The sequence below is a fragment of the Tessaracoccus flavescens genome (assembly GCF_001998865.1).
Classification (GTDB): domain Bacteria; phylum Actinomycetota; class Actinomycetes; order Propionibacteriales; family Propionibacteriaceae; genus Arachnia; species Arachnia flavescens.
This window is the reverse complement of sequence record NZ_CP019607.1, coordinates 526,495-552,493: the sequence shown is the minus strand read 5'-3', so window position 1 is coordinate 552,493 and position 25,999 is coordinate 526,495. Positions and strand designations below refer to the sequence as shown.

Sequence of the window (25,999 nt, the reverse complement as noted above, 5' to 3'; positions counted from 1 at the left end):
CAGTGAGGTACCACGAGTCGGTGGAGTGCCCGGCCGGGCGGCAGTAGGGTTGTCGCCGTGACTGCCGAGGCGACCGCGACCAACGAGCTGGCCGCCTACCGCGCCAGGCTCACCGCGCACTGGGACGAGCTCACCTCGACGTCCGGGCTCCGTCCGGACCAGGAGCCGCTCGCCGCGACGATGGAGGCGCTCGGCCTCGACGGCCTCGTAGTGGCTCGGGCGGAGATGGCAGACCTCGTCCGGGACGAGGGCATCCTCTACGGCGGGGAGTCGGGCAGGCGCTGGATCATCGACCCGCTGCCCGTGATCCTCACCGCCCAGGAGTGGGACCGGCTCGAGGCTGGCCTCGCCCAGCGCGCTCGGCTGCTCTCCCTCGTGCTCGCCGACATCTACGGCGACCAGCGGCTGCTCTCCTCGGGCGCGATCCCTGCAGAGATCGTGTGGGGGCATCAGGAGTTCCTGCACCAGGCGTGCGGGATCCCCGTTCCTGGTGAGACCTGGCTCCCGCTCGTCGCAACCGACCTCGGTCGTTCCTCGACGGGGGAGTGGACCGTGCTCGGTGATCGCACCGGCACCCCGGCGGGCGCCGGCTACGCCATGGCCAACCGTCGGATCACCTCGCGCATCATGGGCGATCTCCACCACGACGCCCGGCCCGCCCGTCTGCGTAGCTACTTCTCCGCCATGCGCGCCGCGCTCCAGCAGCTTGCACCCCGCGACGGACACACGCCGAGGGGTGTGCTGATGTGGTCGGGCGCCTCCGATGCCACCGCCTACGAGCAGGGCTTCATCGCCACCCTGCTCGGCTACGCGCTCGTCGAGGCGGAGGATCTCGTGCTGCGCGACGGCCAGGTCTGGATCAACTCGCCCGACGGGCGCGAACTCGTCGACGTCATCCTGCGCCGCGTGGCCTCCGAACTGATCGACCCGCTCGAGTTCCGCAGCGACTCCCAGCTCGGCCTCGCAGGCCTGCTGGAGGCCGCCCGGCTCGGCAACGTCGCCACCGTCAACCCGATCGGCAGCGGAGTGCTCGAGAACCCGGCCCTGCTCGGCCTGCTGCCGACCCTCGCCCGCCAACTGCTCGGCGAAGACCTCCTCCTGCCCTCGGCGCAGACGTGGTGGTGCGGCGACGACGCCGCCCGCGGCCATGTGCTCGCCAACCTCGACGACCTGCTGATCAAGCCGATCGACCGCACCCGACGAATCGCCCCGCTGCCCGGTCGGGAACTCGACGACGCCACCCGGGCCGACCTGCGGGCTCGGATCGCGGCGGAACCGTGGGCTTGGTGCGGGCAGGAGCCGGTCCACCTCTCCACCGCCCCGGTCGTGACCGACGACGGCCTCGTCCCACGGCGGATCGTGCTGCGCACCTTCGGCGTCAGCGTCGACCGCGGCCACGAGTTCCTTCCGGGCGGCCTGGCCAGGGTCGCCCCCGATGACCGCTTCACCATCAGCAACGACGCGGACGCCATCGCCAAGGACGTCTGGGTGCTCGACCCCGAGGATGCCGCTGAGACCTGGGCCACCAGCTTCGACGGAGGGGTCGTCGCGGCCGGGCGCGCGTCCATCGCGCCGCGAGTCGCCGACAACCTGGTCTGGCTCGGCCGCTACACCGAGCGCGCCGACTCCACCATCCGGCTGCTGCGCCTCTGCCTCGACCTCGCGCGCGACCACGGACGCCGCCCGGCCTCCCGCGGGGCACAGGTGCTCGCGGCCATGCTGCGCGCAGGGCAGCAGATCACGGGCCTCGACCTCGGCGTCGACGACCTGCCCGTCGCCCACAAGCGCATCCGCACCGCGATCACCGAGGCGGACCAGCGCGGCTCGGTCGCCCACAGCCTCCGACGGCTGAGCGCTGCGGCGCACGAGGTGCCCGACCTGATGTCCGGGGATCTCTGGCACGTGCTGGCCCAGCTCGACGACCGGGTCGGCGATGCGGCACGGCGGCGCGACCTCGCGGGCGTCCTCGACGACCTGATCGACGGCACCCTCGCCCTGGCGGGCATCCAGGCCGAAAGCCTCACCCGCGACGCCACCTGGGCCTTCCTCGACGCAGGCCTGCGGCTCGAGCGCGCCCAGCGGATGCTCGGCCTCGTCGAGGCCACCCTTGGCGCCGACCACGCCGCCGTCGTCGAGAACCAGCTCGTCGACGCCGTCCTCGACGCGGGGGAGTCCCTCATCACGCAGCGCAGGCGCTCGGCGGCGGGCCAGTCCCACCGCAAGCCGACCGTCGCCGCCACCCAGCTGCTCGTCTCCGACCGCAGCAACCCGCGCGCCGTGGCCTTCCAGCTCGACCGGCTCGGCGACGACCTGCTCCTGCTCGGCGACGACGGGCTCGCCGGTCGGGTCGAGAGTCTCGCCGACTCGGTCCGCGAGACCGACCTCGCGGGGCATGTCATCGACCGCAGCCTCGCGCCGACCCTCGCGCAGATCAGGAAGGAGCTGCGCGGCATCGCGGACGAGCTCAGCCGCACCCATCTCACCCGCAGCGCGCCGAGGCGGGCCATCCTCAGCGGCTGGTCGGACGGAGGCGAGTCGTCGTGAGGCAGCTACCGGAGAACCTGACGGCTCGTCGCTACTTCCTCAAGCACCGCACCAGCTACTTCTACTCCGACGCTGTCACCATGTGCCACGAGCGGGGATTCCTCAGCCCGCGGGAGACACCTAGCCAGCGCGTCGTCGCCCACGGCGCGGGCATCCTCCCCGAGCCGCTGCTGCACACCGAGCACGTCGACCGGTTCGGCAACCTCAGCCACTACTTCGAGATCCACTACCCGCACACCCAGTTCGAGGTGGTGAAGGAGGCGGTGATCGACGTCGCCTGGCCGGAGGTGGACGTCGACCTGCTCGACACGTGGAGCCTCGCCTCCGCCACGCGGGCCATCGCCGGCAATCCGGCGCTGCGGCTCGACCGCGCCGTCTACGGCCTGCCGAGCAGACACGTGACCGCGCCGCCCCGGCTCGCCTCCTACAGCGACACCATCCTCGACCCCGACCTCGGCTTCGGCCAGGCCATCAGCGAGCTCACCCGCGGGATCCGGCGCGACTTCGCCTACCGGCCAGGCGCCACGTCCGTGCGGACCACCGTCGACGAACTGCTCGACCTGCGCGCGGGCGTCTGCCAGGACTTCGCGCATCTCGGCATCGCCGTGCTGCGCAGCCTCGGCATCCCGGCCCGCTACGTGTCGGGCTACATCGAGACCATCGCCCCTCCCGGCAAGGAGAAGCTGGAGGGCTCCGACGCCTCCCACGCCTGGATCTCGGTGCTCGCGCCCAACGGGTCCTGGATCGACATCGACCCGACCAACGGCAAGTTCGCCGACTCGCGCTACCTGGTCACGGCATGGGGGAGGGACTTCGCCGACGTCAGCCCGCTGCGCGGGATCGTCGTGACCGAGGCGGTCACCTCGCGGCTCGACGTCGGGGTCGACGTGGTGCAGATGGACGGCGACCGGCTGCCGCGGATGCAGACGCTCGACCTCGAGCTCTGAGCCTCAGCTCAGCAGGCTCAGCCCGAGGCCGTCGTCGCTCGGCAGGTCCCCGTCGATCTGTGCTTCCACGCGGACCGACTCGAGCTGGGTGCGGCCGCCCAACGTGGTCATGAAGGCCGTGTCCGCGGCGTCGCGCCCGGTGCAGATCCGCACCATCGCCTGCCGCGGGGCGAGGCCGGTCGCGTCGAACAGCTGCCAGGCCCCGTCGAGCCAGACCTCGGTGACGGCGTGGAAGTCCATCGGCTTCAGCCCCGGTGCGTAGACCGACACGAACCGGGCCGCAACGTTCCTGGCGCGCAGGAAGGCGATCGCCAGATGCGAGAAGTCGCGGCACACGCCCGCGCGGGCAATATACGTGTCGAGCGCGCCGTCGACGCCGCGGCTGGACCCGGAGCGGTAGGCGATCTTGTCGTGCACCCAGGCCCGCACCGCAGACACCAGCGCACTTCCCTCGAGGCCGTCGAAGTGGGCGCCGCTGAGGGCGGCCAACCGGTCGGAGTCGCAGTAGCGCGAGGGGCGCGTGTAGAGCACCTCGTCGATGCCCTGCAGCGGCGCGGGCGGCGCCTGGCCGTCGATCGTCGCCGCGTAGTCGACGATCAGCTGGCCGACCGGTACGTTCACCGCGCGGTGCAGCCGCCCACCGTTGGGTGCAAGGAGCTCCTCGACGTCGATCGGGTCCCCGTCGACCGTGAGGCTGAGTCGTTCCTGCGCCGGTTCATGTTCGGCACTGACTGCCACGGAGAAGACGAGCTGGGCCGTCGCGGAGACCTGGATCCGGAGGTTGCTTGAGACGAGTCGGCGGTGCACCGCAACAGGCTAGCCGCTGCGGCGCACCGCCGTCGCCCCAGGTGGCTCAGCCCTCGAGGATCTGCTCGAGGTTCGCCAAGAGCTCCTTGCCGATGGTCTCGTTGACCGCCATGTCGCCAGCCGCCTCGCCGCCGAGGAAGGCGGCGCCGACCACGTTGCCCTCCCGTGCCCAGAAGCCCGCGGAGGCATCAGGGGCGAGCCCCCAACTGCGCTGATCGTCGTGCGAGACCTCCGAGTAACCGCCGAGCACGATGCCCTCGTCTCCCAGATCCTCCAGTTCACGGAAGGTCGGGACCGATCGATAAGCGATGCCATCGGCAACGGTCGGCTCGGTGATCCCCGCATCGAGGCAGGCCTGTCCCTGCTCCCTCAGCTGGGTCATGAACTCGACCGCCGAGGCCTCGTCGCGGAAGATCAGCACCGTCTGCCACTCGACCGACGTCGGCGCATTCAGCACCATCGTGTGGCCACCCGTCAGCTGGGTCAGGGCGGGGAAGGTCAACGGCTGCTGGAGGCAGAACACCTCGGTGTCCTGCGCCTCGAGGCTCTCCTCCGCGATCGCCGGCTCATGCGAGTCGAGGGGGAGCACCCAGCCGCCGAGGTCCCCGATCTGGCCGGGCAGCTTTCCCGGGTCGGTCCAGACGGGGGTGAAGGCCGGCGCCGTCGGGCTGGGACTTGCCGACGCGGAAGGTGCAGGCAGCGACGGCGACTGCACAGTCGGGGCCTGCGTCTGCGACGGGGCGGGCGAAGGCGACGCCGTGGCCGGGGCGGTCGTCTCGCCGGGCATCAGCGAGACGCCAAGCCCGATGCCGCCGACCGCAACGAGGGCGACGGCCAGGGCGGCCACGATGCCCCTTCGGCGCTTGATTCCGCGTCCACGTGCGATGACGGAGGCCGTGAGGGCGGAGTCGTCACGCTGCGGGACGGTGACCTGCGCGAGTTCGCGGCGCAGTTCGTTCTCATCCATGGGGGTCATGAGGTGCTCCTCGAGGTGATCAGCGCGGCCTCGGCACGGGTACGGATGCGGGCCAGCGCGCGGGAACAGGTGGACTTGACCGTGCCGACCGAGCAGCCGACCGCTTCCGCGACGTCTGCCTCGGCGAGGTCGTGGTAGTAGCGCAGGACCACGATGGCGCGCTCCTTCGCAGACAGCTGGGCGAGCTGGCCGACGATGAACGCGCGGTCCTCGCTCGCCTCGAAGGTGCGGGCGGCGCCCTGGTCGGCGAAGCGTTCGGCCTCCTCGACGGGGACCGTCGCGTAACGCCTGCGCCGCCAACGGTCGGTGGCCAGGTTGACCATGATCCGACGTGTGTAGGCGCTCGCGGTGGATGCCTCCACCCGGTGCCAGGCGAGCCACAGCTTGACCAGCGCGTCCTGCAGCAGGTCCTCGGCCGCGGACGTCGACCCGGTCAGCAGGTACGCCGTGCGGCGCAGGGCCGGTGAGTGTGCGGTGACGAAGCCGTTGAACGCCTCGTCTGCATCTGTGCCTTTCATACCCACCACTACGGGTTCCCCTCCCCGGTTGGTTGAGAGGAATTGTCCGCTCAGGGGGCGGTCAGCACCTCGGCGCCGTCGGGGGTGACCACCAGCGACTGCTCGAACTGGGCGCAGCGAGAACCGTCGACGGTCACGACCGTCCAGTCGTCGTCCCACTGCTCGGTCTCGGCGGAGCCGAGGGTGAGCATCGGCTCGATGGTGAACGTCATGCCCGGCTGCAGCACCGTGTTGAGGCGCGGCTCGTCGTAGTGCAGGATCACGAGTCCGGAGTGGAAGGCGGTGTGCACGCCGTGGCCGGTGTAGTCGCGCACCACGCCGTAGCCGAAGCGCTTCGCGTAGGCCTCGATCACGCGCCCGATCACCGAGATCGGCCTGCCTGGCTTCACCGCGCGGATGGCGCGGTTCATCGCCTCCTGGGTGCGCTCCGCGAGCAGCCGCGACTCCTCGTCGACGTCTCCGCAGAAGAAGGTGCCGCAGTTGTCGCCGTGCACCCCGTCGATGAAGGCCGTGCAGTCGATCTTGACCAGGTCGCCGTCCTCGAGCGGACGCAGGTCGGGGATGCCGTGGCAGATCACCTCGTTGACGGAGGTGCAGATCGACTTGGGGAACCCGCGGTAGCCGAGCGTCGACGGATAGGCGCCGTGATCGAGCATGTACTCGTGTGCCACGCGGTCGAGTTCATCGGTGGTGACTCCGGGGGCGATCGCCTTCGACGCCTCCATCATCGCGCTGTGCGCGATCCGACCCGCGACGCGCATCCTCTCGATCACCTCGTCGCTCTGCACATCCGAGCCTGTGTAGCGCTCGGGCGCCGGACGGCCCACGTACTCGGGGCGTCGGATGGAGCGGGGGACGTCGCGGATGGGGGTGATGTCGTACGCGGTCACTGGGTTCACGAGGCCCAAGTCTAGTGCTGCGGTGTGCGGAGCACCCAGCGGTGAAGCGCCGTCGTCAGCCGTCCCAGCGCAGGGACTGCAGCATCTGGTTCGTCTCTTCCTGATTGTCCCTCAGGTCGATCGTCGCGCAGGTGACGTAGACGGCGATCTTGTCCTTGTCTTCGGTCGGCACGAGCACGACATCGACGGTGTCGCCCTCGATGTTGTTGTGGCGCTGGTTGCTGACGTAGATGTTCGAGGTCAGCCGCCAGCCGATCCTGCCGGAGACGCTGAAGTCCTCGTTGCGCAGCACCTCGCGCTTCTCGAAGCTCTCGAACATGCCGGAGGAGGCCATGCAGGTGATGAACTGTTCGGCCGCCTGCGGCAGCGAGTCGGAGAAGCCGTCGGAGACCTTGATGTAGCCGAGGTTCACGTTGCTGATCCAGCCGGGAGCGATCGAGCGGATCATCGAGTTGTCGTCGTGCATCCAGTCGATGTAGGCCGGAGAGTCGGTCCATTCGCCGCGCGGCGCCTCGATGGACAGGCCCGCGCTCGACAGCCTCCCGTCTCTCACCTCACTGCGCGGCGAACTTTCGGCGGTGGGGCAGTCGATCGGTTCGCCGAAGCCCGTCTCGACGGGGGTGGGAGTCGGCGTCTCCGACGGCTGGCGCTCGTCCCACTGGGTGCCGGTCGGTCGGGCGGTGCGGGTGTCCTCGGGCGTGGCTGCGAAGGGGTTCCCGGCACTGGGCCACAGGATCAGTGCGGCGACGATGCTCGCAACCACGACGAGCGCGATCCCCAGCCACAACCAGGTGGCCGGCGTCTTCTTCTGCGGGGTCGGGTCGATCCAGCGCTGACCGTCCCAGTACCTGCGACCGTCAGGCGCCGTGGGATCTGCGTACCAACCCGGCTGTGCCATGGGGCCAGTTTAGGTGACGGTGGGAGCGCCGCCCCGGCACGCGACACGCACGGCTAGGCGCGACGCAGCGAGGACTGGGCCGCATCGACCTTCGTGGCCAGGGCATCGTCGCCGATCGGGACCTGCGAGTGGAAGATGGTCAGCCGCTGCGGGTCGCCGGTGTCGAGCACGAGGAAGACCACCACGTCGCCTTCGATGTTCTCGAGCTCGACGTCGTCGTTGTTCCAGTAGTTGTACTCCAGCAGCCAGCCCGCGACGCCGTCGCTTGTCGTGTAGGCGCGGTCGTCGGTCAGCTCGCTGCGGCCGAGCAGCCCCTCGTAGACCCAGCTCGACATGCAGTCGGCCACCTGGGACGCGGCGGTGCGCGGATCGGAGGAGTACTCGTCGACGTCGAGGCCGCCCATGGCGATCGCGGCGACCCAGCCCTCGGCGACCCACTGCTCCTGGCCGGTGCGCTGCGTCGCGAAGTCGAGCGACCAGCCGAGCGAGTCCTCCCATCCGCTCACGCCGTCGAAGCTCATCCCGCTCGAGGTGAACGTGTTGCCCCTTCCGCGCACGAAGTCGTCCCCCTCGGCCATGGGGCAGGGGCGCTCGGAGCCCTCCTCGTCGGGATCGGGGGAGGTCTTGCGCTCGTCCCACTGCGTCCCGGTCGGCCGGGCGGTGCGGGTGTCCGTGCCGACGGGGGCGGTGCCGTCCCACGGACGCAGGATCAGCAACCCCGCCAGGAGGCCGACGAACACGACGCCGATCGCGAGGCCGATGATGAGGCCTCCGCGTCCCTTCGGAGGCTGCCCGGAGCCGTGAGGTCGTGGTGCCCAGGAACGGCCGTCCCACCAGCGCGGGGTCGGGCCGCCTTCGGGGTCGGGATACCAGCCGGGCTGAGCCATGGGGCAAGTCTAGGTTGACCTCGTCTCACGCTCCGGTCGTCACGCGGTTGTAACATCCGGCGGGCACACTTGCGGGCATGGATAGGCAGACTGAGTTCGTCCTCCGCTCGATGGAGGAGCGCGGCATCCGGTTCGTGCGGCTCTGGTTCACCGATGTGCTCGGCTCGCTGAAGTCCGTGGCGATCGCGCCTGCGGAGGTCGAAGGGGCGATCGCGGAGGGTGTCGGGTTCGATGGCTCCGCCATCGAAGGCTTCGCCCGCGTCTACGAGTCCGACATGGTCGCCCATCCCGATCCCTCGTCCTATCAGGTGCTCCCGTGGCGCCAGGCGGGCCGCTCGACGGCGCGCATGTTCTGCGACATCAAGCTGCCCGACGGGTCCCCGAGCTACGCCGACCCCCGCTTCGTGCTCAAGCGCGCGATGCAGAAGGCGAGCGACATGGGGTTCACCTACTACATCCATCCCGAGATCGAGTTCTTTCTGCTGCGCAACCTGCTGCCTCCGGAGCCCCTCGACGAGGGCGGCTACTTCGACCACACGACGCTCGGCGACGGGACCGACTTCCGCCGCGACGCGATCACCATGCTCGAGCAGATGGGCATCTCGGTCGAGTTCAGCCACCACGAGGCGGCGCCGGGCCAGCACGAGATCGACCTGCGCTACGCCGACGCTCTGACCATGGCAGACAACGTGATGACGTTTCGCGTCGTGGTCCGTGAGGTCGCCGTCAGCCAGGGCATCCACGCCACGTTCATGCCGAAGCCGTTCTCCGAGTTCGCGGGAAGCGGCATGCACACCCACATGTCGCTGTTCGAGGGTGACACCAACGCCTTCTACGACGCCTCGGACGAGTACAACCTCTCGAAGACGGCGAAGCACTTCATCGCCGGCCTGCTGCGCCACGCGCCGGAGATCACGGCCGTGACCAACCAGTGGGTCAACTCGTACAAGCGACTGGTCTCCGGGTCCGAGGCACCGCAGTTCGCGTGCTGGGGCCGCGCCGACCGGTCCGCGCTGGTCAGGATCCCGCAGTTCACGCCCGGCAAGACGTCCTCGGCGCGGATCGAATACCGCGCCGTCGACTCCGCCGTCAATCCCTACCTCGCCTACGCCGTCCTGCTCAACGCAGGCCTCAAGGGCATCGAGGAGGAGTACCCGCTGCCCGAGGAGAGCGAGAACGAGGTGTCGCGGCTCAGCGACCGGGAGCGCAAGGCGCTCGGCGTGCGCGAGCTTCCGCACAACCTCGACGAGGCGGTGCGCCTGATGGAGGAGTCGGAGCTCGTGGCCGAGACCCTCGGCGAGCACGTCTACGAGTATTTCCTGCGCAACAAGCGCGAGGAGTTCGCGGCCTACCGCCGCCAGGTCACCCCGTGGGAACTGGAGCGCCACATCCGCGTCATGTGAGCGGGAAGGCCGCCTCAGCCTCATCCGCGTGGACGCCGCTCGCGCGCTTCGGCGCCGCCGCCCACGCCGTCCGGCCGACCGCGAGGTCGATGAACGTCTGCGGCTCGAACTCCACGACATTTGGTGGGGTTCCGCGCGTGTGCCGCGGACCGCTGCCGAAGCCGATCTGGACGGCCGCGAACGGCGGCACCCGCACCTCGATGCTCGCCCCTGGATGGCGCTCCCCGAGCAGGGCGCAGCCGGCCCGGCAGACGGCGGCGGTCAGCTCCCTGCCGAGGTCGCCGTCCTCGTCGCGGGCCACGCGCAGCAGCAGCGAGGTGAGGTCGGGACGCTTCCGGGCCAGCTCCGCGTCGAGGGAGGCGTCGTCGATCCTGCCGCGCAGCGCGGCGACGACCTTGGGTGATGGCTTGAACATGACCTGGCAAGGATAGCCGGAGCGATACTGTGGCCGGGTGAGCAGGTACACGTCCCCGACCGCCGAGTTCGCCCGCAGAGGCTTCGAGTCGGCCACGTCCGCCGCGCGCGTCTGGGAACGCTGGCAGAGCAGGATCGGTGAGGAGCCGCCGGTCGATCTCGCCCTCTTCGCTGGGGTCGCCGACCGCGACCAGGCGCTCGACAGCCTCGAACGCATCTCCGCCGACCCGGTCTTCGACGAGGTGATCGCCGACGAGGCGTGGCTGCGGCGCCTGCTGCTCGTGCTCGGCGGCTCCTCCGTGCTCGCCCAGACCCTCGTCCGGCACCCGGCAGAGGTCGTCGCACTCCGCGAGGAGCCGCGGGCCCGCGGCCCCGAGGGGTGGTTGAACTTCTTCGCCGACCGGGTCGGCCTCGTCGACGGCGTCCCCTCCGACGGGGCGGATGCGCTGCGCCTCGCCAACCGGATCGCGCTGACCGAGATCGCAGCGCGCGACCTGGGTGCCTCCGACCCGGCGACCATCGTCGACGACATCGCGGCCGAACTCGCTGCGGTCGCAGACGCCGTGCTCGAGATCTCGCTCGCCTACGCCCGGGCCGAGGTCGCCGACTCCGAGCTCGTCCGCATCGCCGTGCTCGCCATGGGCAAGACGGGGGCGCGGGAGCTCAACTACATCTCCGACGTCGACGTTGTCTACATCGCCGAACCCGTCGACGGCGCCGACACCGAACGCGCCATGCAGGTCGCAGCACGCCTGGCCGCGGCCCAGGCCAGGATCTGCTCGGCGCACACCGCCGAGGGCACCATCTTCCAGGTGGACGCCGCGCTGCGCCCCGAGGGGAAGGCGGGCCCGCTCGTGCGCACCCTCGACAGCGCCCGCGTCTACTACGAGAAGTGGGCGAAGAACTGGGAGTTCCAGGCCATGCTCAAGGCGCGCCCGGCGGCGGGCGACCGGCAACTGGGGGAGGCCTTCGTCGAGCTCGTGTGGCCGATGGTCTGGAAGGCAGGGGAGCGCCAGGAGTTCCTGTCCGAGGCGCGGGCGATGCGCGAGAGGGTGATCTCGCTGATCCCGAGCAAGCAGGCCGACCGCGAGATCAAACTCGGCAAGGGCGGCCTGCGCGACACAGAGTTCTCCGTCCAGCTCCTCCAGCTCGTGCACGGCAGGGCGGACGACCGGATCCGGGTGCGCGGCACCTTCGAAGGGCTGAGGGAACTGGTCGACAGCGGCTACATCGGCCGCAGCGACGGCGCCCAGATGGCAGATGCCTACCGCTTCCAGCGCGTCCTCGAGCACCGCGTGCAACTGCGCAGGCTGCGCCGCACCCACGTGCTCCCGGACGAGGACGCGGCGCTGAGCCAGATCGCCCGCTCGATGGGCACCCAGGCCGACGACCTGATGAAGCAGTGGCGCGACTCGACCCGCAAGGTGCGTGCCCTGCAGCAGCGCATCTTCTTCTCCCCGCTGCTCGAGGCGGTCAGCGCCGTCTCGACCGATGGGCTCAAGCTCACCGCCGACGCGGCGAAGACGCGGATGCGGGCCCTCGGGTTCAAGGATCCGCAGGCGGCACTGGGCCACATCCAGGCCCTCACCAGGAGCACCGACCGGGCAGCAGAGATCCAACGCCAGCTGCTCCCCGCGATGCTCGGCTGGTTCGCGGAAGGTCCGAACCCCGACTTCGGGCTGCTCGCCTTCCGCCAGCTCTCCGAGGCGCTCGGCACCGCCTCCTGGTACCTGCGGGCGCTGCGCGACGACGGCTACATGGCGCACCGGCTCGCCCGCATCGCCTCGTCGAGCCGCTACGTGGTCGACCTGCTGAGTCGCGCACCGGACATGATCCGGATGCTCGGCAGCAACGAGGAGTTGCGCCCCCGCTCGGCCCAGGAACTCGCCACCTCCATGCAGCGGGCCGCCTCGCGCCACGACGACCTGGACAAGGCGATCGCCTCGGTCCGTGCCCTTCGCCGCTCCGAGCTCTGCCGCATCGCGCTCGCAGACGTGCTCGGCCTCGCCGACCTCACTGCGGTCGGCACCGCGCTGAGCGACCTGGCCTCGGCCACCATCGACGCGGGGCTGTTCCTCGCCCGCCGCGAGATCGACGCCTGCGATGTCGGCGTGATCGCGCTCGGAAGATGGGGAGGCTACGAGATGAGCTACTCCTCGGACGCCGACTGCATGTTCGTCGTGCCGGACGGCGTCGAGCCGGAGGAGATCACGAAGGCGACCTCGCTCGTGCGGCGCGCCGCGGAGATCGTCGGCAAGCCTGGACCCGACCCCGCGCTGGTGATCGACAGCGACCTGCGCCCGGAGGGAAAGGGCGGACCGCAGGTGCGCACAGTCGGTTCCTACATCGCCTACTACGACAAGTGGGCCTCCACCTGGGAGGCGCAGATGCTGCTCCGTGCCCGGCCGGGCGCGGGTAACCGGGAGCTGGCCGGCCGGGTGCTGGAGAGCACCGACCGGTTCCGCTATCGCGACGGTGGGCTGACGCAGCAGCAGGTGGTCGAGATCCGCAAGCTGAAGGCCAGGATGGAGAAGGAACGCATCCCGCGCGGGGTTGCCCGGGACAGGCACCTCAAGCTCGGCCCCGGCGGCCTCTCCGACGTCGAATGGACCGTCCAGCTGCTCCAACTCCAGCATGCGCACGCACACGTCGAGCTGCGCACCCCTTCAACCATGGCGGCGCTCGACGCGCTCGCCGAGCTCGACCTGGTCACCGCCCAGCAGGCGAGTCGGCTGGCCGGGGCCTGGCGGCGAGCGAGCGAGCTGCGCGACGCCATGATGCTTGTACGGGGGAGGGCGAGCGACTCGATGCCTGCCGACGCTCGCGAGCTCGCGGCGATCGCCGACGTCCTCGGCTATCCGACGGGGCAGGCCTCACGGCTCGACGACGAGACCCGCCGCCTGCTGCGCAGGGCGCACGAGGTCACCGAGGAGCTGTTCTGGACCTGACCTGGCGCGGCGGGAGCCGGGCTGTCGGTGCGTGCTAATCTGTGGCCAAACGTGTTCCGGGGTCGGTGTAAGTCCGAACCGGCGGTGACAGTCCGCGACCCCCCAGGCCTCATGGCCGAAGGGTTGACTCGGTGAAATTCCGAGACCGACAGTGAGAGTCTGGATGGGAGGAACACGGCGCCACTGCCGTGGCGTGCGCGTGCGCACGCATCTTGGACGGCGGTGTTGTCGCGACCGCCCCGGAGCCATGGATGGAAACGGGGTTCCATGAACCGGCGTCAGCGCCTCTCCCACCTGGGGCTGTGGTCCGCCTACACGGCGCGCACCCGACCCCTGAAGGGCCGCTGGATGCCTGCGCTGGCCGCCGCGTCGCTGATCGTCGGCATCTGGTGGGCGGTGACGGCCGCCGGCCTGATCGGCCCGTACCTGCTTCCCGGCCCTGGCGAGGTGCTCGGCCGCATGCTTGACCAGGCGGCCACCGGGGTCGCCTGGCGCTACCTCGCACCCACCCTCACCGCGGCCGTGCTCGGCGCCGTCATCGCGGTGCTCGTGGCACTCCCGCTCGGTGTGTGCATCGCCCATTCACGGGTGCTCGCCGCGGTGGTCGAGCCGTTCGTCGCGCTGTCCCAGACCGTCCCACTCGTCGCGATCGCCCCGCTGCTCGTGCTGTGGATCGGCTACGGGACCGTCCCCATCGCCGTCCTGTGCGCCATCGTCGCGTTCTTCCCGATCGTCACCACCACCGTCGTGGGACTCCGCTCGCTCGACATGCGCGTGGTCGAGAATGCGATGCTCGACGGGGCGAGCGGCTGGCAGCGGCTCGTCCACATCGAGGCACCCATGGCCGCTCCCGCGATCCTCGCAGGGGTGCGCGGAGGGGTCGTGCTCGCCATGACGGGCGCCGTCGTGGGTGAACTCGTCATGGGCGGCACCGGAATGGGCACCCTGCTCACCCTTTCCCGGGATGCGGCCGACACGGCGGGCGTCTTCGCCGTCGTCGCCTGGGTCTCCATCTCAGCCCTCATCCTGCACGGCCTCGTCACGCTGCTGGAGCGTGCCGCCGTCAACCGACTCCAAGGAGAATCCTCATGATCGACCGACGCGGTTTCCTGCTCGGCGGGCTGGCGGCCGGCGCCGCGGTGGGCCTCGCCGCCTGCGGCACGAGCGGCGGAGAGCAGGGCGGGAAGGTCACCGTCGGCCTCACCTACATCCCCAACGTCCAGTTCAGCGCCTTCTACCTCGGCGTCGACCGCGGCATCTTCGCCGACAACGGCCTCGACGTGACGCTACGCCACCACGGAGAACAGGAGGACGTGTTCGGCGCCCTGCTTCGCGGCGGCGAACAGGTCGTGTTCGCCTCCGCAGACGAGGCGATGGTCGCGGCTGCAGGAGGCAACGACCTGCGCACCTTCGCCACGTCGTACCAGACCTACCCGCTCAACGTGATCGGCCTCGACGGCACCCTCACCCTTCCCCCCGAGCCGCTCACCGTCCTCGAAGGACGCACGCTCGGCATCCCCGGCCACTTTGGCTCCAGCTACTACGCGGCGCTGTGCGCCATCCACCGCTCCGGGCTGACGGAGCAGCAGGTCACACTGCAGGACATCGGCTACACGGCGCTCAGTGCCCTCGAGGCCGGGAAGGTCGACTTCATCGTCGGGTTCATCAACAACGAGCTCGTGCAGCTGCAGCTGAGGGGTGGCACGCCGCTCGCGCTTCCGGTGACCAGCGAGAGCGAGCCGAGCCTTGTCGGGCCCAGCCTGATCACCAGGGGCGGCGCACTCGAGGATGCGAGCCTCAAGCGGATGGCCGACGCGATGGCCGAGGCACAGCAGGCGGTGATCGACGACCCGCAGGCGGCGCTTGAGGCGACGGCGAAGCAGGTGCCCGCCCTCTCCGACGCCACGCAGCGCGAGGCGGCCGCCAAGGTGCTCGAGGCCACGACGCAGATGTGGCTGCGCGACGGGAAGGTCGACGTCTCCGTCGACGAGGCGGCCTTCGCGCGGATGGGTGAGTTCCTGACCGAGGCGGGCATCATCGAGGCCCCGCCTGAGGCGCCCTACATCTCCCTGTGAGACGCGAAGAGGCGGCGGCCCCCGGGGGGACCACCGCCTCTTCTGCTTCGGGGTCAGCCCGCCGCGCGGACCGCGTCCTCGATGCGCTGGCCGATCGTCTCGTCGACGTTCTTCCAGTACTGGAAGGCGCGCTCCAGCACCTCGGGGGTCAGTCCGCCGAGGAGCTGGCCGGAGACCGTCTCGACGAAGCGGTCGCGCTGCTCGTCGTCGAAGACCTCCCGCACCAGCGTTCCCGCCTGGCCGAAGTCGTCGTCCTCGGCGTGCAGGGTCGCGGCCGAGCGCACGAGGGCGCCGTCGGACTCCCAGCCGTCCTCGGCCACGCCCTGGGCCTCGGAGAACATCCGGCCGTAGCTGTTCGGGGCGTACACGGGGGCGTCACCGGTGTGGTGGTACTGCATGTGCCCCTGCTCGGCGTAGTTGTTGAACTCCTTCGTCACCGGCTGGTTAACGGGCAGCTGGTGGAAGTTCGAGCCGATCCTCGCCCGGTGCGCGTCCGGGTAGGCGAAGACTCGGGCCATCAGCATCTTGTCGGGAGAGATGCCGGTTCCGGGGATGATGTTCGACGGCGAGAAGGCAGCCTGCTCGATCTGTGCGTAGAAGTTGTCCGGGTTCTTGTTCAGCTCCATGACGCCCACCTCGATCAGCGGGTAGTCCTTCTGCGACCAGGTCTTGGTCAGGTCGAACGGGTTGAACCGGTAGTCCTCGGCGTCCGCATAGGCCATCACCTGGACGTGGAGGGTCCAGGACGGGAACTCCCCGCGCTCGATGGCCTCATGCAGGTCGCGACGGTGGTAGTCGGCGTCGGCCCCTGCGATCTTCTCGGCCTCGGCCGCGGTCAGGTTCTCCTCGCCTTGGTTCGTGCGGAAGTGGTACTTCACCCAGTGCTTCTCGCCCGCCGCGTTGATCCACATGTAGGTGTGCGAGGAGAAGCCGTGCATGTGTCGCCAGGACTTCGGAAGGCCGCGGTCACCCATGAGGTAGGTCACCTGGTGGGCCGACTCGGGCGAGGCGGTCCAGAAGTCCCACTGCATGTTGTTGTCGCGCAGGCCGGAGGACGGGAGTCGCTTCTGCGAGCGGATGAAGTGGGGGAACTTCATGGGGTCGCGCAGGAAGAACACGGGGGTGTTGTTGCCGACGATGTCCAGGTTGCCCTCGGTGGAGTAGAAGCGCGTCGAGAAGCCGCGCACGTCGCGCCACGTGTCGGGGGAGCCCTGCTCACCCGCGACGGTGGAGAAGCGCGCGACCATCTTCGTCTCAGCGCCCGGCTGGAACGGGGCGGCCTTGGTGTAGGCGGTCACGTCGTTGGTGACGGTGAAGGTTCCGAAGGCGCCGGAGCCCTTCGCGTGCGGGGTGCGCTCCGGCACCCGCTCGCGGTTGAAGTGGGCGAGCTGCTCGACCAGGTGGACGTCGTGCAGCACGATCGGGCCGTCATTGCCGACAGTCAGCGAATGCGCATCGGACTCGGCCGGCGCGCCGTTCAGTCGGGTCGAGACGCCGATGGGCTGCTGTTCGCCCATGGTTTCGCGGTTGCTCATGTGATCTACCTCTCGTGGGATTCGTTGCACTGTGCACACAGCCCCCAGTAGATGACCTCGGCCTCGTCGACGACGAAGCCCCGGGCGTCACTGGGGGACAAACAGGGGGAGTGGCCGACCGAGCAGGCGACGTCGAACATCGCTGCGCACGAACGGCACATCAGGTGGTGGTGGTTGTCTCCGTGCTGGATCTCGTAGCGCGGCGGCTGGCCTGCCGGCTCGACCCGTCGGATCAGGCCGGAGCGGTGCAGCGCGGAGAGCGTGTCGTAGACGGCCTGCAGCGAGGTGCTGCCGATGCGCGACCGGACGGCCTCCGCGAGCTCGGTGACGCCGCTGTGCGGGTGGGCGTCGAGCTCGCTCAGGACGGCGACCCGGCCGGCGGTGACGCGCAGACCGGCGTCTCGCAGGTCGTGGTTCCAGTCCTTCTCCATGCCCGCCACCCTAGCCGGTTATCTGGTATTTTTCCAGTAAACGAACTACTCCAGTTAGCGATGAGGGTGCTTGTCGGGGCGTGGTGATGAACTGGGCCAGCCATAGTGTTGCGTCCGGAGGGAGTCGGCATGGAACACATCAGCAACGCGCCGGTGGTCGGCTCGTCGGCGAACGCGGCCATTCAGGTCGAACTCACGGGCGCCACCGTCACAGAGGTGACGATCAGCCCCGTCTGGAGGGCGCTGGCCCAGCATTACGACCTCCAGGAGGCGCTCACCGAGGCGGCCAACGCGGCGCTCGATGCGCAGGCGGCGGCTCTGCGGCAGGCACCACAGCCGACCATGCCCGCCCTGACCGGAGACCAGTTGAGATCCCTCGTGCGCGAGATGGAGGAGCAGCAGTGACGATCAGCTTCGACGCCGCTTCGTGGGCAAAGGCCGCGGGCGCATTCGACGATGCCGCGGGCGGGGTCCGTGGATTCTCCGCCTCGATGAGCCCCGGCGGCGGGGCGGGGGCGGCACAGCAGGGGCCGCCGGGCACGTGATGATCTTCGCCGGGTGGGTCGACGACTCGAAGACGCAGTTCTACACGATCGAGGAGCCCCCGCCGCGCGCAGTTGAGCGCACGAGAACGTGGGGCAGCCACGCCTACACCAGCGGGGCCTACCGCTACCGCAACGTCACCGACTGATCAGGAGAGCGTGACGAGGGTGCGGCCGTGGCGCTCACCGTCGAGCAGTTGCTGACCGGCGGCGATCACCTCGTCGAGCGCGATCCGCGACGTCATGAGCTCGAGCTGGGTAGTGTCGACACCCTTGGCCAGCAGACGCCAGGCGTCGGCCCTGTCCTCGAGCGGCGCCCACACCGAGTCGATCCCGGCGAGGGTGACGCCGCGCAGGATGAAGGGCATCACGCTGGAGGGGAGCTTGTGCGAGCCCGCGAGCCCGCAGGCTGTCACGGTGCCGTTGGGGAGCGTTCGCGCGATGGCGTTGGCGAGCACCTCTCCACCCACGGAGTCGACGACAGCGGCGTACTGCGCCTTCTGCAGCGGCTTGCCTGCGCCCTCGAGCTCCGCCCGCGGGACCAGCTGGGAGGCGCCGAGCGAGGTCAGGTAGTCACCGAAGCGCTCGAGGCGTCCGGTCGACGCCGCGACCTCGAAGCCTGCGGCGGCGAGCAGCATGGTGGCGATGGAGCCGACGCCACCCGTCGCACCGGTGACGAGCACGGGCCCATCGCCGGGGTTGACGCCCTCCATCACGATCCGCATCACCGAAAGGGCGGCGGTGTAGCCGGCAGTGCCGAGCGAGGCGACAGCCTCAGGGGACAGGCCGTCGGGCAGCGCGACGGCCAGCTTGCCGTCGATCCGAGCCCTCGTCGAGTAGCCGCCGTTGCGGGTCTCTGAGAGGCCTGCGCCGTTCAGCACGATCCAGTCACCCACGCTCCAGCGTGGGTCGTCGGACTCGGCGACGGTGCCGACGAGGTCGATGCCTGCGATCAGCGGGGTGGTGCGCACGACACCGGGTCGACCGGTGACGGCGAGCGCGTCCTTGTAGTTCAGGTCGGAGTAGGCGACGTCGACCACGACGTCGCCCTCGCCCAGGAAGGACTCGTCAAACTGCTCCAGCTCGACGCCGGACTCTCGCACCACAATGCCTTGGATCATGTGGATCAGCTTACGCCCCGGCGCGGGTGGCCCCACCCGGGGGCGGGGCCCCGGGTGGTCAGTCCGTGGCCGCGTGGCGCGGCTTCTCGCCCGTGACCTTGCTCAGCTTCGACGGCCACCACACTGCCGGGCCGATGTCGTAGACGAGGGCGGGCACCAGCAGCGTGCGCACGATGAAGGTGTCGAGCAGCACGCCGAAGGCGACGATGAAGGCCAGCTGCAGCAGGAACAGGATCGGGATGACGGCGAGCGCCGCGAAGGTCGCCGCCAGCACGAGGCCCGCCGAGGTGATCACGCCACCGGTGACGGCGAGACCCCGCAGTACGCCCTCGCGGGTGCCGTGCTCGAGCGCCTCCTCCCGCACGCGGGTCATCAGGAAGATGTTGTAGTCGATGCCAAGCGCCACCAGGAACACGAAGCCGTACAGCGGGACGGAGGGGTCGGCGCCGGGGAAGTCGAACACGTGGTTGAACACCAGCGCAGCGGTGCCCATGGCGGTGCCGAAGCTGAGCGCGGTGGTCGCGATCAGCAGCACCGGGGCGAGGATCGAGCGCAGCAGGAAGATCAGGATGACCAGGATCACCACGAGCACGAGCGGGATGATCAGGTTGCGGTCGTGCTCGGAGGCGGTGCGGGTGTCCAGGTCGGTGGCCGTCGTGCCGCCGATCTCCGCGGTGCCGGAGAGTTCCCCACGCAGGTCGAGCACGGTGTCGATCGCGGCGTCGCTGTCGGGGGCGTCGGTCAGCGTGGCGAGCAGCATGACCTCGCCCTCGCTGACCGTCGGCTCCGGGGCCGGGGTTCCGGGGGGCCCGAGCGGCTGGATGCCCTCGGCGGTCACGGCCGCGGAACCCGAGGGGGAGTCGGCGGCCACGACGCTGACGGAGGCGACGCCGTCGTTGGCGAGCAGCTTGTCTGCCACGTTCTTCAGTTCGGCCTCGGGGGTCAGCACGTAGGCGGGGGCACCGGAGCCGCCGGGGAAGTGCTCGCCGAGCACCGCCTGGCCGTCGCGCGCGTCGGAGGGGCCGCGCACGAACTCGCTGGTGTCGACGCCGTCGGCCTTGAGAGTAGGCGCGAATGCCGCGCCGGCCGCGAGCAGGATGGTGCACACGATCCACACCGTCCGGGGGCGGCGGGCGACGAAGGCGCCGGTCTTCGCGTAGATCCCCGACTGGACCTGCTCATCCTCGGAGCGCCCAGGCTCGAAGAGGGGGCGCCGAGGCCAGTAGGCGGTGCGGCCGAGCAGGTAGAGCAGGCTCGGCAGCAGCGTGAGCGCCGAGAGCATCGCGAAGACGATGCCGATGGCGGCGACGGGGCCGAGCGAGCGGTTCGAGCCGAGGTCGCTCAGCAGCAGGCAGAGCAGGCCTGCGATGACGGTTCCGCCCGAGGCGAGGATCGGCTCGATGACGCCCTTGATGGCCGCCTTCGTGGCCGCGCCCTTCGACTCGTTGCGCTTGAGCTCCTCGGCGTAGCGCGCCGTGTAGAGCAGGGAGTAGTCGGTGGCGGCACCGATCACGAGGATGAAGAGGATGCCCTGCGTCTGACCGGTCAGCGTCAGGATCTCGAACTTGGCCAGCCACCAGTTGACCAGCAGCGCGACGCACAGGGCGAACATGGAGGTCATCAGCACCGCGAACGGAAGGATCACCGCGCGGTAGACCACCAGCAGGATGACGAGCACGAGGCCGAGGGCAACGATCAGGAGGAGGCCGTCGATGCCGCCGAAGGCCTCGACCAGGTCGGCGGAGAAGCCGGCCGGGCCGGTGACGTGGAAGGTGATCCCATCGGGAAGGTCGGCGGAGATGTCGGCGCGGATAGCCTCGACGGTGTCGGCCAGCTCCGACGCCGGGTCGATGCCGATGAAGGTCTGCGCCGCGAGCCCGTCCTGGGACGGGATGATGGGGGAGGCCGAGACGACGCCCTCCAGGTCACCCGAGGCCTCGGCGAGGGCGCCGAGCTCGCCCAGTTGCTGCTCGGTGAGCTTCTCCTCGCTGGCGAAGATGGCGATGGCTGGCACCTGATCGTCACCGACGAAGTCCAGGTAGCGCTCCCCGACGATGGTGGCCTCGGCGCTCGAGGGCAGGAAGGCCGACCGGTCGTTCTGCGCGACCTCGCTCACCCTGCCGAAGTAGGGCCCACCGATTCCGGCTCCGACCAGCCAGACCAGGATCAGCGCGACGGGGATCAGGATGCGTGCCGCCCTGGATTTAGCCATGCGCTGCAGTCTATGGCATGTGTGATCGTTCAAGTAGACGGGGATGTGTCGTAAATCACGCGTGATAAGGGGCCGACCCCGGCGCCCGCAGACGGGGCGCCGGGGTCGGCTCGGACCGGTCGGTCAGATCGCGTAGTAGAGCTCGAACTCGTAGGGGTGCGGGCGCATGGCGATCGCCTGGATCTCGGCACGCTTGAGCTCGATCCACGTCTCGATCAGGTCGGGGGTGAACACGTCACCGGCGAGCAGGAACTCGTGGTCGGCCTCGAGGGCGTCGAGGACCGCTGCGAGGTTGCCGGGGACGGTGGGAACCTCGGCGTGCTCGTCCGGGGGCAGCTCGTAGAGGTCCTTGTCGATCGGGGCCATCGGCTCGATCCGGTTCTGGATGCCGTCCAGGCCGGCAAGCAGCATGGCGGAGAAGGCCAGGTACGGGTTCGACGACGGGTCGGGGCAGCGGAACTCGATGCGCTTGGCCTTCGGGTTCGAGCCGGTGATCGGGATCCGGATGCAGGCCGAACGGTTGCGCTGCGAGTAGACCAGGTTGACCGGGGCCTCGAAGCCGGGCACCAGGCGGTGGTACGAGTTCACCGAGGGGTTGGTGAAGGCGAGCAGTGCGGGGGCGTGCTTGAGCAGGCCGCCGATGTACCAGCGGGCCATGTCGCTGAGCCCCGCGTAGCCGTTCTCGTCGTAGAACAGGGGCTGCCCGTTCTCCCAGATCGACTGGTGGCAGTGCATGCCGGAGCCGTTGTCTCCGAAGATCGGCTTCGGCATGAAGGTGGCGGTCTTGCCCGCCTCCCAGGCGGTGTTCTTCACCAGGTACTTGAACTTCATCACGTCGTCGGCGGCCTTGAGCAGCTCGTCGAAGCGCCAGTTGATCTCGGCCTGACCGGCGGTGCCGACCTCGTGGTGGGCGCGCTCGACCTCGAGGCCCGCCTGCTCCATGTGGCGCACGATGTCGTCGCGCAGGTCACCGAAGTGGTCGACGGGGGCGACCGGGAAGTAACCGCCCTTGTACTTGACCTTGTAGCCCCGGTTGCCGCCGTCCTCGACGCGGCCGGTGTTCCAGGCACCCGCCTCGGAGTCGATGTGGTAGTACGAGCTGTTCGCGGAGGTGTCGAAGCGGATGTCGTCGAACACGTAGAACTCGGCCTCAGGCGCGAAGTAGGCGGTGTCGCCGATGCCGGTGGAGGAGAGGTACGCCATCGCCTTGCGTGCGATGTTGCGCGGGTCGCGCGAGTACGGCTCCTTGGTCAGCGGGTCGTGCACGAAGAAGTTGACGTTGAGCGTCTTCGACTTGCGGAACGCGTCCACGTACGCGGTGGTCGGGTCGGGGAAGAGGGACATGTCCGACTCGTGGATCTTCTGGAAGCCCGTGATCGACGAACCGTCGAAGTTCAGGCCGTCCTCGAAGACCTCCTGGCCGAAGGCCGAGGCAGGAACGGTGAAGTGTTGCATTACGCCCGGCAGGTCGCAGAAGCGGACGTCGATGGTCTCGATGCCCTCTTCCTTGATGTAGGCCAAGAGATCGTCTGCGCCTTGGAACATTGCGGGTGACCCTCCATAGTGGTTGAACTCTGCGGACACGCTATCTGGGCGGCATTGCCCCGCAGTTGCGCGTTCGTTTCAGCCACGTTACACACTTCGGCCCCGCCGACCGGGTGGTCAGGCGGGGCCGAGACTGGATTCGCGCGGATCAGGCGGGCACACCCGAGAAGGAGGGTTTCGCGTCGTAGACCTCGCGGTCGAGCACGCCCTCCCGCTTCGCGACGATGGTCGGGACGAGTGCCTGGCCGGTGACGTTGAGCGCGGTGCGGCCCATGTCGACGATCGGCTCGACGGCCAGCAGCAGGCCGACACCTGCCAGCGGCAGGCCGAGCGTGGAGAGGGTCAGGGTCAGCATGACGGTTGCCCCCGTCGTGCCAGCGGTCGCCGCCGAGCCGATCACGGCCACGAAGGCGATCAGCAGATAGTGGGTCACGTTCAGCTCGATGCCGTAGAACTGGGCGATGAAGATCGCTGCCAGCGCGGGGAAGACCGCGGCGCAGCCGTCCATCTTCGTCGTCGCGCCGAGCGGGACGGCGAACGAGGCGTAGCCGCGGGGCACGCCGAGGTTCTTCTCGGTGACCTCCTGCGTGACGGGCATGACGCCCATCGACGAACGCGTGACGAAGCCGAGCGAGATGACCGGCCACACGTTGCGGTAGAACTGGCCGACGCCGAGCCCGTTCGCCTTGAGCACCGCGGGGTAGACGACGAGCCAGACGACGAGCAGGCCGGCGTAGAGGGCGAGCACGAAGACGCCGAGCGAGGCGAGCGAGCTCCAGCCGTAGGTGACGATGGCCTTGCCGATCAGTGCGGCGGTGCCGATCGGGGCGAGGCGGATGATCCACCACAGGACCTTCTGGACGACGGCCAGCGCCGACTCGGCGAACGACACGAAGGTGTCGGCCTTCGGCCCGACCTTCAGCGCCGCGACGCCGAGCGCGATGGAGATCAGCAGGATCTGCAGGATGGAGAAGCTGGGGCTCGCTGTGATCGCGCCCGCGTCGGTCTCGGTCACCTTGACGCTGAGGCCGAAGATGTTCGACGGGACCAGCCCGGTCAGGAACGACGTCCACTGGCCCACGTTGGAAGGGTCCTTCGCGGCGTCGGCGCTGACCCCGGCGGTCAGCCAGGGCTTCGAGATCAGGCCGACGGCGATGCCGACGACGACGGAGGCGAGCGCCGTGACCGCGAACCAGATCAGGGTCTGCACGGCGAGCCTCGCCGCGTTGGCCACCTCGCGCAGGCGGGCGACAGAGGAGATGACGGCGGTCACCACGAGCGGGATCACGAGCACCGTCAGCAGCGAGACGTAGGCGCGGCCGACCTCGGTCAGCACGGTGGTGAGCCAGTTCGGCTCGTCCTCGCCGACCTTGCCGATCGCGACGGCGATGAAGCCGAGCACGAGCCCGGCGATCAGGCCGACGACGATCTGGAAGGACAGCTTGGAGTAGAAGGGCTTCGGCCTTTCCTGGCCGGATTCGGGCGTGGCGGAGCGCTCACGAGTGGTCTGTGACATGGAGGTTCTTTCTGGAGGAGGGGTCGGGCGAGGCGGTCAGCGACGACACATGGCGCTGGCCTGACGCCTGAGATCGACCCAGGGTCGACCGTAGAAGTGCTCCATGTGCGACAGCCTTGCACACCGTGCGGCGGGGAGTCGCATCGATCCCGCCGGGTTCACCACGGGCTGAATCCGACCGCGCTGGTAGGCTCACCGACGTGTCGGACGTGACTGTTGAGCGCTACCCGGGAGAGAGCATCGGGCTGCCCGAGAAGGGGCCCGGTTCCCTCGCCACCTGGCGCGCCCGGATCGGCGCCATGATCGGCGACTGGGCCGCGTCGATGATCGTGGCGATCGGACTCTTCGGGATGGACGTGATGACCGGCTCCGGCTGGAAGTCGTTCATGATCATGGCGGTCTACTTCGTCGAGGCCAGCGTCCTGACGGCTCTCACCGGTGCCTCCTTCGGCCAGCTGATCGCCCGGATCGGCATCGTCCGGCTGGACGGCGGTCCGCTCGGCTGGTGGCGACCGTTCGCCAGGACCGCTATGAAGTGCCTGGTGATCCCCGCGCTTGTGGTCGGGCCCGAGCGGCGCGCGCTGACCGACCTGTTGCTCGGCACCGTCGTGGTGAGCCGCCGCCGCGAGCCCTCCGCCTAGCGCTTACCCCATTCCCAGCGGGGCTTCGTCAGCAGGCCCTGCCCCTCGACGAGCGTCTCGCCGAGATCCTTGACCAACTCGACGGTGGACAGGTCGTCGGCGTCAACGGCCGCCCCCAGCGCCTCGATCAGCGGATCGGAGTGGGTGACCAGCACGATCTGGGTGTCGTGGGCCGCGTGCGCGATCAGCCGTGCAAGAGGCTCGATCAGCGAGGGATGCAGGCTGTTCTCGGGCTCGTTGATCGCCATCAGGGGCGGCCGGGCGGGGGCGCACAGCGCCGCGATCCACATCAGGTATCTGAGCGTCCCGTCGGAGAGCTCCGCGCTGGCGAGCGGTCGCAGCATGCCGGGCTGGACGAGCGTGACGTCGAACAGCCCCGTCGACGCGCTGACGCTGAACCGCGACCCCGGGAAGGCGTCGTCGATGAGTTCGTCAACCGGCTCCTTCCCGCGTTCGACGATGGTCTGCAGAGCGGCGGCCACGTCGGAGCCGTCGCTGGCCATCGCCCACGTGCGGGTGCCGACGCTCGGCTGCCTTGCGGGGGCGCCGAGGTCGGTGCGGAGGGCGTCGTAGAAGCGCCACGCGCCGAGGTCGTCGCGCAGGGCCCGCGCCTCCGGCACGTCCGCGAGCATCGAGCGGTGTGAGGGCAGTTGGAAGTGGAGTTCCTGCCACGGGCCCTCGTCTCGCACCTCGACCCGGGCACCCTTGCGGCGGGCGACCAGAGTCGCGCTGCGCATGATCGGTCCTGCCCAGACGGCCTCGCGCTTGATCTCCGGGTCCCGGCAGAAGACGCTGTGGCTCGGCTGAGGCAGCCCAAGATCGATCAGGTAGGAGTAGCCGTCGCCGCCGATCCCGAGCCGCAGCGAGATCGGTCCGGAGCGCACCGTGCCCTGGACCTCTCCTGTGCGGCGTGCCCCTGCGAGGGACTCCGGGCCCGCCCACAGCACCGAGTCGAGCCCACCCTCGCGGGCGAGCGAGCCGATCGTGTCGTCGAGGGCACAGCCGGCGAGCAGGCGCAGCGCGCGGTACAGGCTCGACTTGCCCGCTCCGTTGCGTCCGGTGACGACCGTGACCTTTCCGAGCGGGACCACCACGTCGCGCAGGGAGCGGTAGCCGGAGACGGCGAGGGTTCGATACATG

Annotated in this window: 24 protein-coding genes and 1 riboswitch; of the genes, 10 read left to right on the top strand and 14 right to left on the bottom strand. The window is 69.6% G+C overall.

The genetic code is table 11. The annotated features are described in order from the left end of the window. The first annotated feature begins 57 nt into the window (after positions 1-57). Positions 58-2,544, top strand: a complete 2,487-nt coding sequence (locus BW733_RS02635) for a circularly permuted type 2 ATP-grasp protein (RefSeq protein WP_077347661.1) — start codon at positions 58-60, stop codon at positions 2,542-2,544. After that, entirely contained in the window at positions 2,541-3,491 is a 951-nt protein-coding gene (locus BW733_RS02630) for a transglutaminase family protein (protein WP_077347659.1), read from the top strand. The genes BW733_RS02635 and BW733_RS02630 overlap by 4 nt, the downstream gene beginning before the upstream one ends. Before the next feature lie 3 nt (positions 3,492-3,494). On the opposite strand, the gene BW733_RS02625 is transcribed toward BW733_RS02630, so the two are convergent. The 6 genes from BW733_RS02625 to BW733_RS02600 are packed head-to-tail and all read right to left on the bottom strand — an operon-like array spanning position 3,495 to position 8,476. Further along, complete coding sequence (locus tag BW733_RS02625) at positions 3,495-4,298, bottom strand: transglutaminase-like domain-containing protein (RefSeq protein WP_077347657.1); 804 nt, start codon at positions 4,296-4,298, stop codon at positions 3,495-3,497. Between the two features lie 46 nt (positions 4,299-4,344). After that, the gene (locus tag BW733_RS02620; RefSeq protein WP_077347655.1) at positions 4,345-5,274 is read right to left on the bottom strand and encodes a hypothetical protein; all 930 of its coding nucleotides are present in this window, start codon (positions 5,272-5,274) and stop codon (positions 4,345-4,347) included. Beyond that, complete coding sequence (locus BW733_RS02615; RefSeq protein WP_077347653.1) at positions 5,271-5,792, bottom strand: SigE family RNA polymerase sigma factor; 522 nt, start codon at positions 5,790-5,792, stop codon at positions 5,271-5,273. The genes BW733_RS02620 and BW733_RS02615 overlap by 4 nt, the downstream gene beginning before the upstream one ends. Positions 5,793-5,842: 50 nt before the next feature. Continuing rightward, on the bottom strand, positions 5,843-6,691 hold the full coding sequence (gene map / locus BW733_RS02610; RefSeq protein WP_077347651.1) for a type I methionyl aminopeptidase: 849 nt from the start codon (positions 6,689-6,691) through the stop codon (positions 5,843-5,845). Between the two features lie 55 nt (positions 6,692-6,746). Beyond that, the gene (locus BW733_RS02605) at positions 6,747-7,589 is read right to left on the bottom strand and encodes a DUF2510 domain-containing protein (protein ID WP_077347649.1); all 843 of its coding nucleotides are present in this window, start codon (positions 7,587-7,589) and stop codon (positions 6,747-6,749) included. Positions 7,590-7,642: 53 nt separating this feature from the next. Further along, complete coding sequence (locus tag BW733_RS02600) at positions 7,643-8,476, bottom strand: DUF2510 domain-containing protein (protein WP_077347647.1); 834 nt, start codon at positions 8,474-8,476, stop codon at positions 7,643-7,645. Between the two features lie 110 nt (positions 8,477-8,586). On the opposite strand from BW733_RS02600, the gene BW733_RS02595 reads away from it, so the two are divergent. Next, the gene (locus tag BW733_RS02595) at positions 8,587-9,879 is read left to right on the top strand and encodes a glutamine synthetase family protein (RefSeq protein ID WP_077347645.1); all 1,293 of its coding nucleotides are present in this window, start codon (positions 8,587-8,589) and stop codon (positions 9,877-9,879) included. Here the strand turns inward: BW733_RS02595 and BW733_RS02590 are convergent. Next, positions 9,872-10,294: a sterol carrier family protein gene (locus BW733_RS02590; protein ID WP_077347643.1), complete on the bottom strand. Its 423-nt coding sequence runs from the start codon at positions 10,292-10,294 to the stop codon at positions 9,872-9,874. The two genes, BW733_RS02595 and BW733_RS02590, sit on opposite strands and share 8 nt — an antisense overlap. A gap of 37 nt (positions 10,295-10,331) precedes the next feature. On the opposite strand from BW733_RS02590, the gene BW733_RS02585 reads away from it, so the two are divergent. The 3 genes from BW733_RS02585 to BW733_RS18540 all read left to right on the top strand — a co-directional run bounded on the left by BW733_RS02585 (position 10,332) and on the right by BW733_RS18540 (position 15,316). Next, complete coding sequence (locus tag BW733_RS02585; RefSeq protein WP_077347641.1) at positions 10,332-13,241, top strand: bifunctional [glutamine synthetase] adenylyltransferase/[glutamine synthetase]-adenylyl-L-tyrosine phosphorylase; 2,910 nt, start codon at positions 10,332-10,334, stop codon at positions 13,239-13,241. 48 nt (positions 13,242-13,289) lie between these two features. Continuing rightward, positions 13,290-13,420, top strand: a riboswitch (FMN riboswitch). Positions 13,421-13,508: 88 nt separating this feature from the next. Next, positions 13,509-14,333: an ABC transporter permease gene (locus BW733_RS02580; RefSeq protein WP_077347639.1), complete on the top strand. Its 825-nt coding sequence runs from the start codon at positions 13,509-13,511 to the stop codon at positions 14,331-14,333. Then, on the top strand, positions 14,330-15,316 hold the full coding sequence (locus BW733_RS18540; RefSeq protein ID WP_077347637.1) for an ABC transporter substrate-binding protein: 987 nt from the start codon (positions 14,330-14,332) through the stop codon (positions 15,314-15,316). Before BW733_RS02580 ends, BW733_RS18540 begins: the two co-directional genes overlap by 4 nt. A 53-nt stretch (positions 15,317-15,369) precedes the next feature. Here BW733_RS18540 and BW733_RS02570 read toward each other — a convergent pair whose 3' ends face one another. Next, positions 15,370-16,851 (bottom strand): catalase, encoded by a 1,482-nt coding sequence (locus BW733_RS02570; protein WP_269466371.1) that lies wholly within the window; start codon positions 16,849-16,851, stop codon positions 15,370-15,372. A gap of 5 nt (positions 16,852-16,856) precedes the next feature. Then, positions 16,857-17,282, bottom strand: coding sequence for a Fur family transcriptional regulator (locus BW733_RS02565; RefSeq protein WP_077347635.1), 426 nt, complete (start codon positions 17,280-17,282; stop codon positions 16,857-16,859). Between the two features lie 129 nt (positions 17,283-17,411). Here BW733_RS02565 and BW733_RS02560 point away from each other — a divergent pair, with 129 nt between their 5' ends. The 3 genes from BW733_RS02560 to BW733_RS18135 are packed head-to-tail and all read left to right on the top strand — an operon-like array spanning position 17,412 to position 17,973. Further along, positions 17,412-17,687, top strand: a complete 276-nt coding sequence (locus tag BW733_RS02560) for a hypothetical protein (protein WP_077347633.1) — start codon at positions 17,412-17,414, stop codon at positions 17,685-17,687. Then, positions 17,684-17,827, top strand: a complete 144-nt coding sequence (locus tag BW733_RS18140) for a hypothetical protein (protein WP_161490109.1) — start codon at positions 17,684-17,686, stop codon at positions 17,825-17,827. Before BW733_RS02560 ends, BW733_RS18140 begins: the two co-directional genes overlap by 4 nt. Beyond that, positions 17,824-17,973, top strand: coding sequence for a hypothetical protein (locus BW733_RS18135; protein WP_161490108.1), 150 nt, complete (start codon positions 17,824-17,826; stop codon positions 17,971-17,973). The genes BW733_RS18140 and BW733_RS18135 overlap by 4 nt, the downstream gene beginning before the upstream one ends. On the opposite strand, the gene BW733_RS02555 is transcribed toward BW733_RS18135, so the two are convergent. The 4 genes from BW733_RS02555 to BW733_RS02540 form a co-directional block, all read right to left on the bottom strand. Beyond that, a complete protein-coding gene (locus BW733_RS02555) occupies positions 17,974-18,945 on the bottom strand; it encodes an MDR family oxidoreductase (protein WP_152024533.1) in 972 nt (323 codons plus the stop codon). 58 nt (positions 18,946-19,003) lie between these two features. After that, positions 19,004-21,157 carry an MMPL family transporter gene (locus tag BW733_RS02550; RefSeq protein WP_077347631.1) on the bottom strand — a complete coding sequence of 718 codons (2,154 nt, stop codon included), beginning with the start codon at positions 21,155-21,157 and terminating at the stop codon, positions 19,004-19,006. 123 nt (positions 21,158-21,280) lie between these two features. Then, positions 21,281-22,702: a type I glutamate--ammonia ligase gene (gene glnA / locus BW733_RS02545; protein WP_077347628.1), complete on the bottom strand. Its 1,422-nt coding sequence runs from the start codon at positions 22,700-22,702 to the stop codon at positions 21,281-21,283. A gap of 148 nt (positions 22,703-22,850) precedes the next feature. Next, the gene (locus BW733_RS02540) at positions 22,851-24,218 is read right to left on the bottom strand and encodes a dicarboxylate/amino acid:cation symporter (RefSeq protein WP_077347626.1); all 1,368 of its coding nucleotides are present in this window, start codon (positions 24,216-24,218) and stop codon (positions 22,851-22,853) included. Positions 24,219-24,427: 209 nt separating this feature from the next. Here BW733_RS02540 and BW733_RS02535 point away from each other — a divergent pair, with 209 nt between their 5' ends. Then, positions 24,428-24,859 (top strand): RDD family protein, encoded by a 432-nt coding sequence (locus BW733_RS02535; RefSeq protein ID WP_237268363.1) that lies wholly within the window; start codon positions 24,428-24,430, stop codon positions 24,857-24,859. Here the strand turns inward: BW733_RS02535 and BW733_RS02530 are convergent. Further along, positions 24,856-25,998, bottom strand: a complete 1,143-nt coding sequence (locus BW733_RS02530; RefSeq protein WP_077347622.1) for an AAA family ATPase — start codon at positions 25,996-25,998, stop codon at positions 24,856-24,858. The two genes, BW733_RS02535 and BW733_RS02530, sit on opposite strands and share 4 nt — an antisense overlap. Position 25,999 lies beyond the last annotated feature (1 nt).

Coding starts and splice junctions, on each gene's coding strand:
- BW733_RS02620 (WP_077347655.1), bottom strand. CDS start 5,274: ATGACCCCCATGGATGAGAACGAACTGCGCCGCGAACTCGCGCAGGTC.
- BW733_RS02615 (WP_077347653.1), bottom strand. CDS start 5,792: ATGAAAGGCACAGATGCAGACGAGGCGTTCAACGGCTTCGTCACCGCA.
- BW733_RS02605 (WP_077347649.1), bottom strand. CDS start 7,589: ATGGCACAGCCGGGTTGGTACGCAGATCCCACGGCGCCTGACGGTCGC.
- BW733_RS02600 (WP_077347647.1), bottom strand. CDS start 8,476: ATGGCTCAGCCCGGCTGGTATCCCGACCCCGAAGGCGGCCCGACCCCG.
- BW733_RS02595 (WP_077347645.1), top strand. CDS start 8,587: ATGGAGGAGCGCGGCATCCGGTTCGTGCGGCTCTGGTTCACCGATGTG.
- BW733_RS02590 (WP_077347643.1), bottom strand. CDS start 10,294: ATGTTCAAGCCATCACCCAAGGTCGTCGCCGCGCTGCGCGGCAGGATC.
- BW733_RS02580 (WP_077347639.1), top strand. CDS start 13,509: ATGAACCGGCGTCAGCGCCTCTCCCACCTGGGGCTGTGGTCCGCCTAC.
- BW733_RS18540 (WP_077347637.1), top strand. CDS start 14,330: ATGATCGACCGACGCGGTTTCCTGCTCGGCGGGCTGGCGGCCGGCGCC.
- BW733_RS02570 (WP_269466371.1), bottom strand. CDS start 16,851: ATGAGCAACCGCGAAACCATGGGCGAACAGCAGCCCATCGGCGTCTCG.
- BW733_RS02565 (WP_077347635.1), bottom strand. CDS start 17,282: ATGGAGAAGGACTGGAACCACGACCTGCGAGACGCCGGTCTGCGCGTC.
- BW733_RS02560 (WP_077347633.1), top strand. CDS start 17,412: ATGGAACACATCAGCAACGCGCCGGTGGTCGGCTCGTCGGCGAACGCG.
- BW733_RS02555 (WP_152024533.1), bottom strand. CDS start 18,945: ATGATCCAAGGCATTGTGGTGCGAGAGTCCGGCGTCGAGCTGGAGCAG.
- BW733_RS02550 (WP_077347631.1), bottom strand. CDS start 21,157: ATGGCTAAATCCAGGGCGGCACGCATCCTGATCCCCGTCGCGCTGATC.
- glnA (WP_077347628.1), bottom strand. CDS start 22,702: ATGTTCCAAGGCGCAGACGATCTCTTGGCCTACATCAAGGAAGAGGGC.
- BW733_RS02540 (WP_077347626.1), bottom strand. CDS start 24,218: ATGTCACAGACCACTCGTGAGCGCTCCGCCACGCCCGAATCCGGCCAG.
- BW733_RS02530 (WP_077347622.1), bottom strand. CDS start 25,998: ATGTATCGAACCCTCGCCGTCTCCGGCTACCGCTCCCTGCGCGACGTG.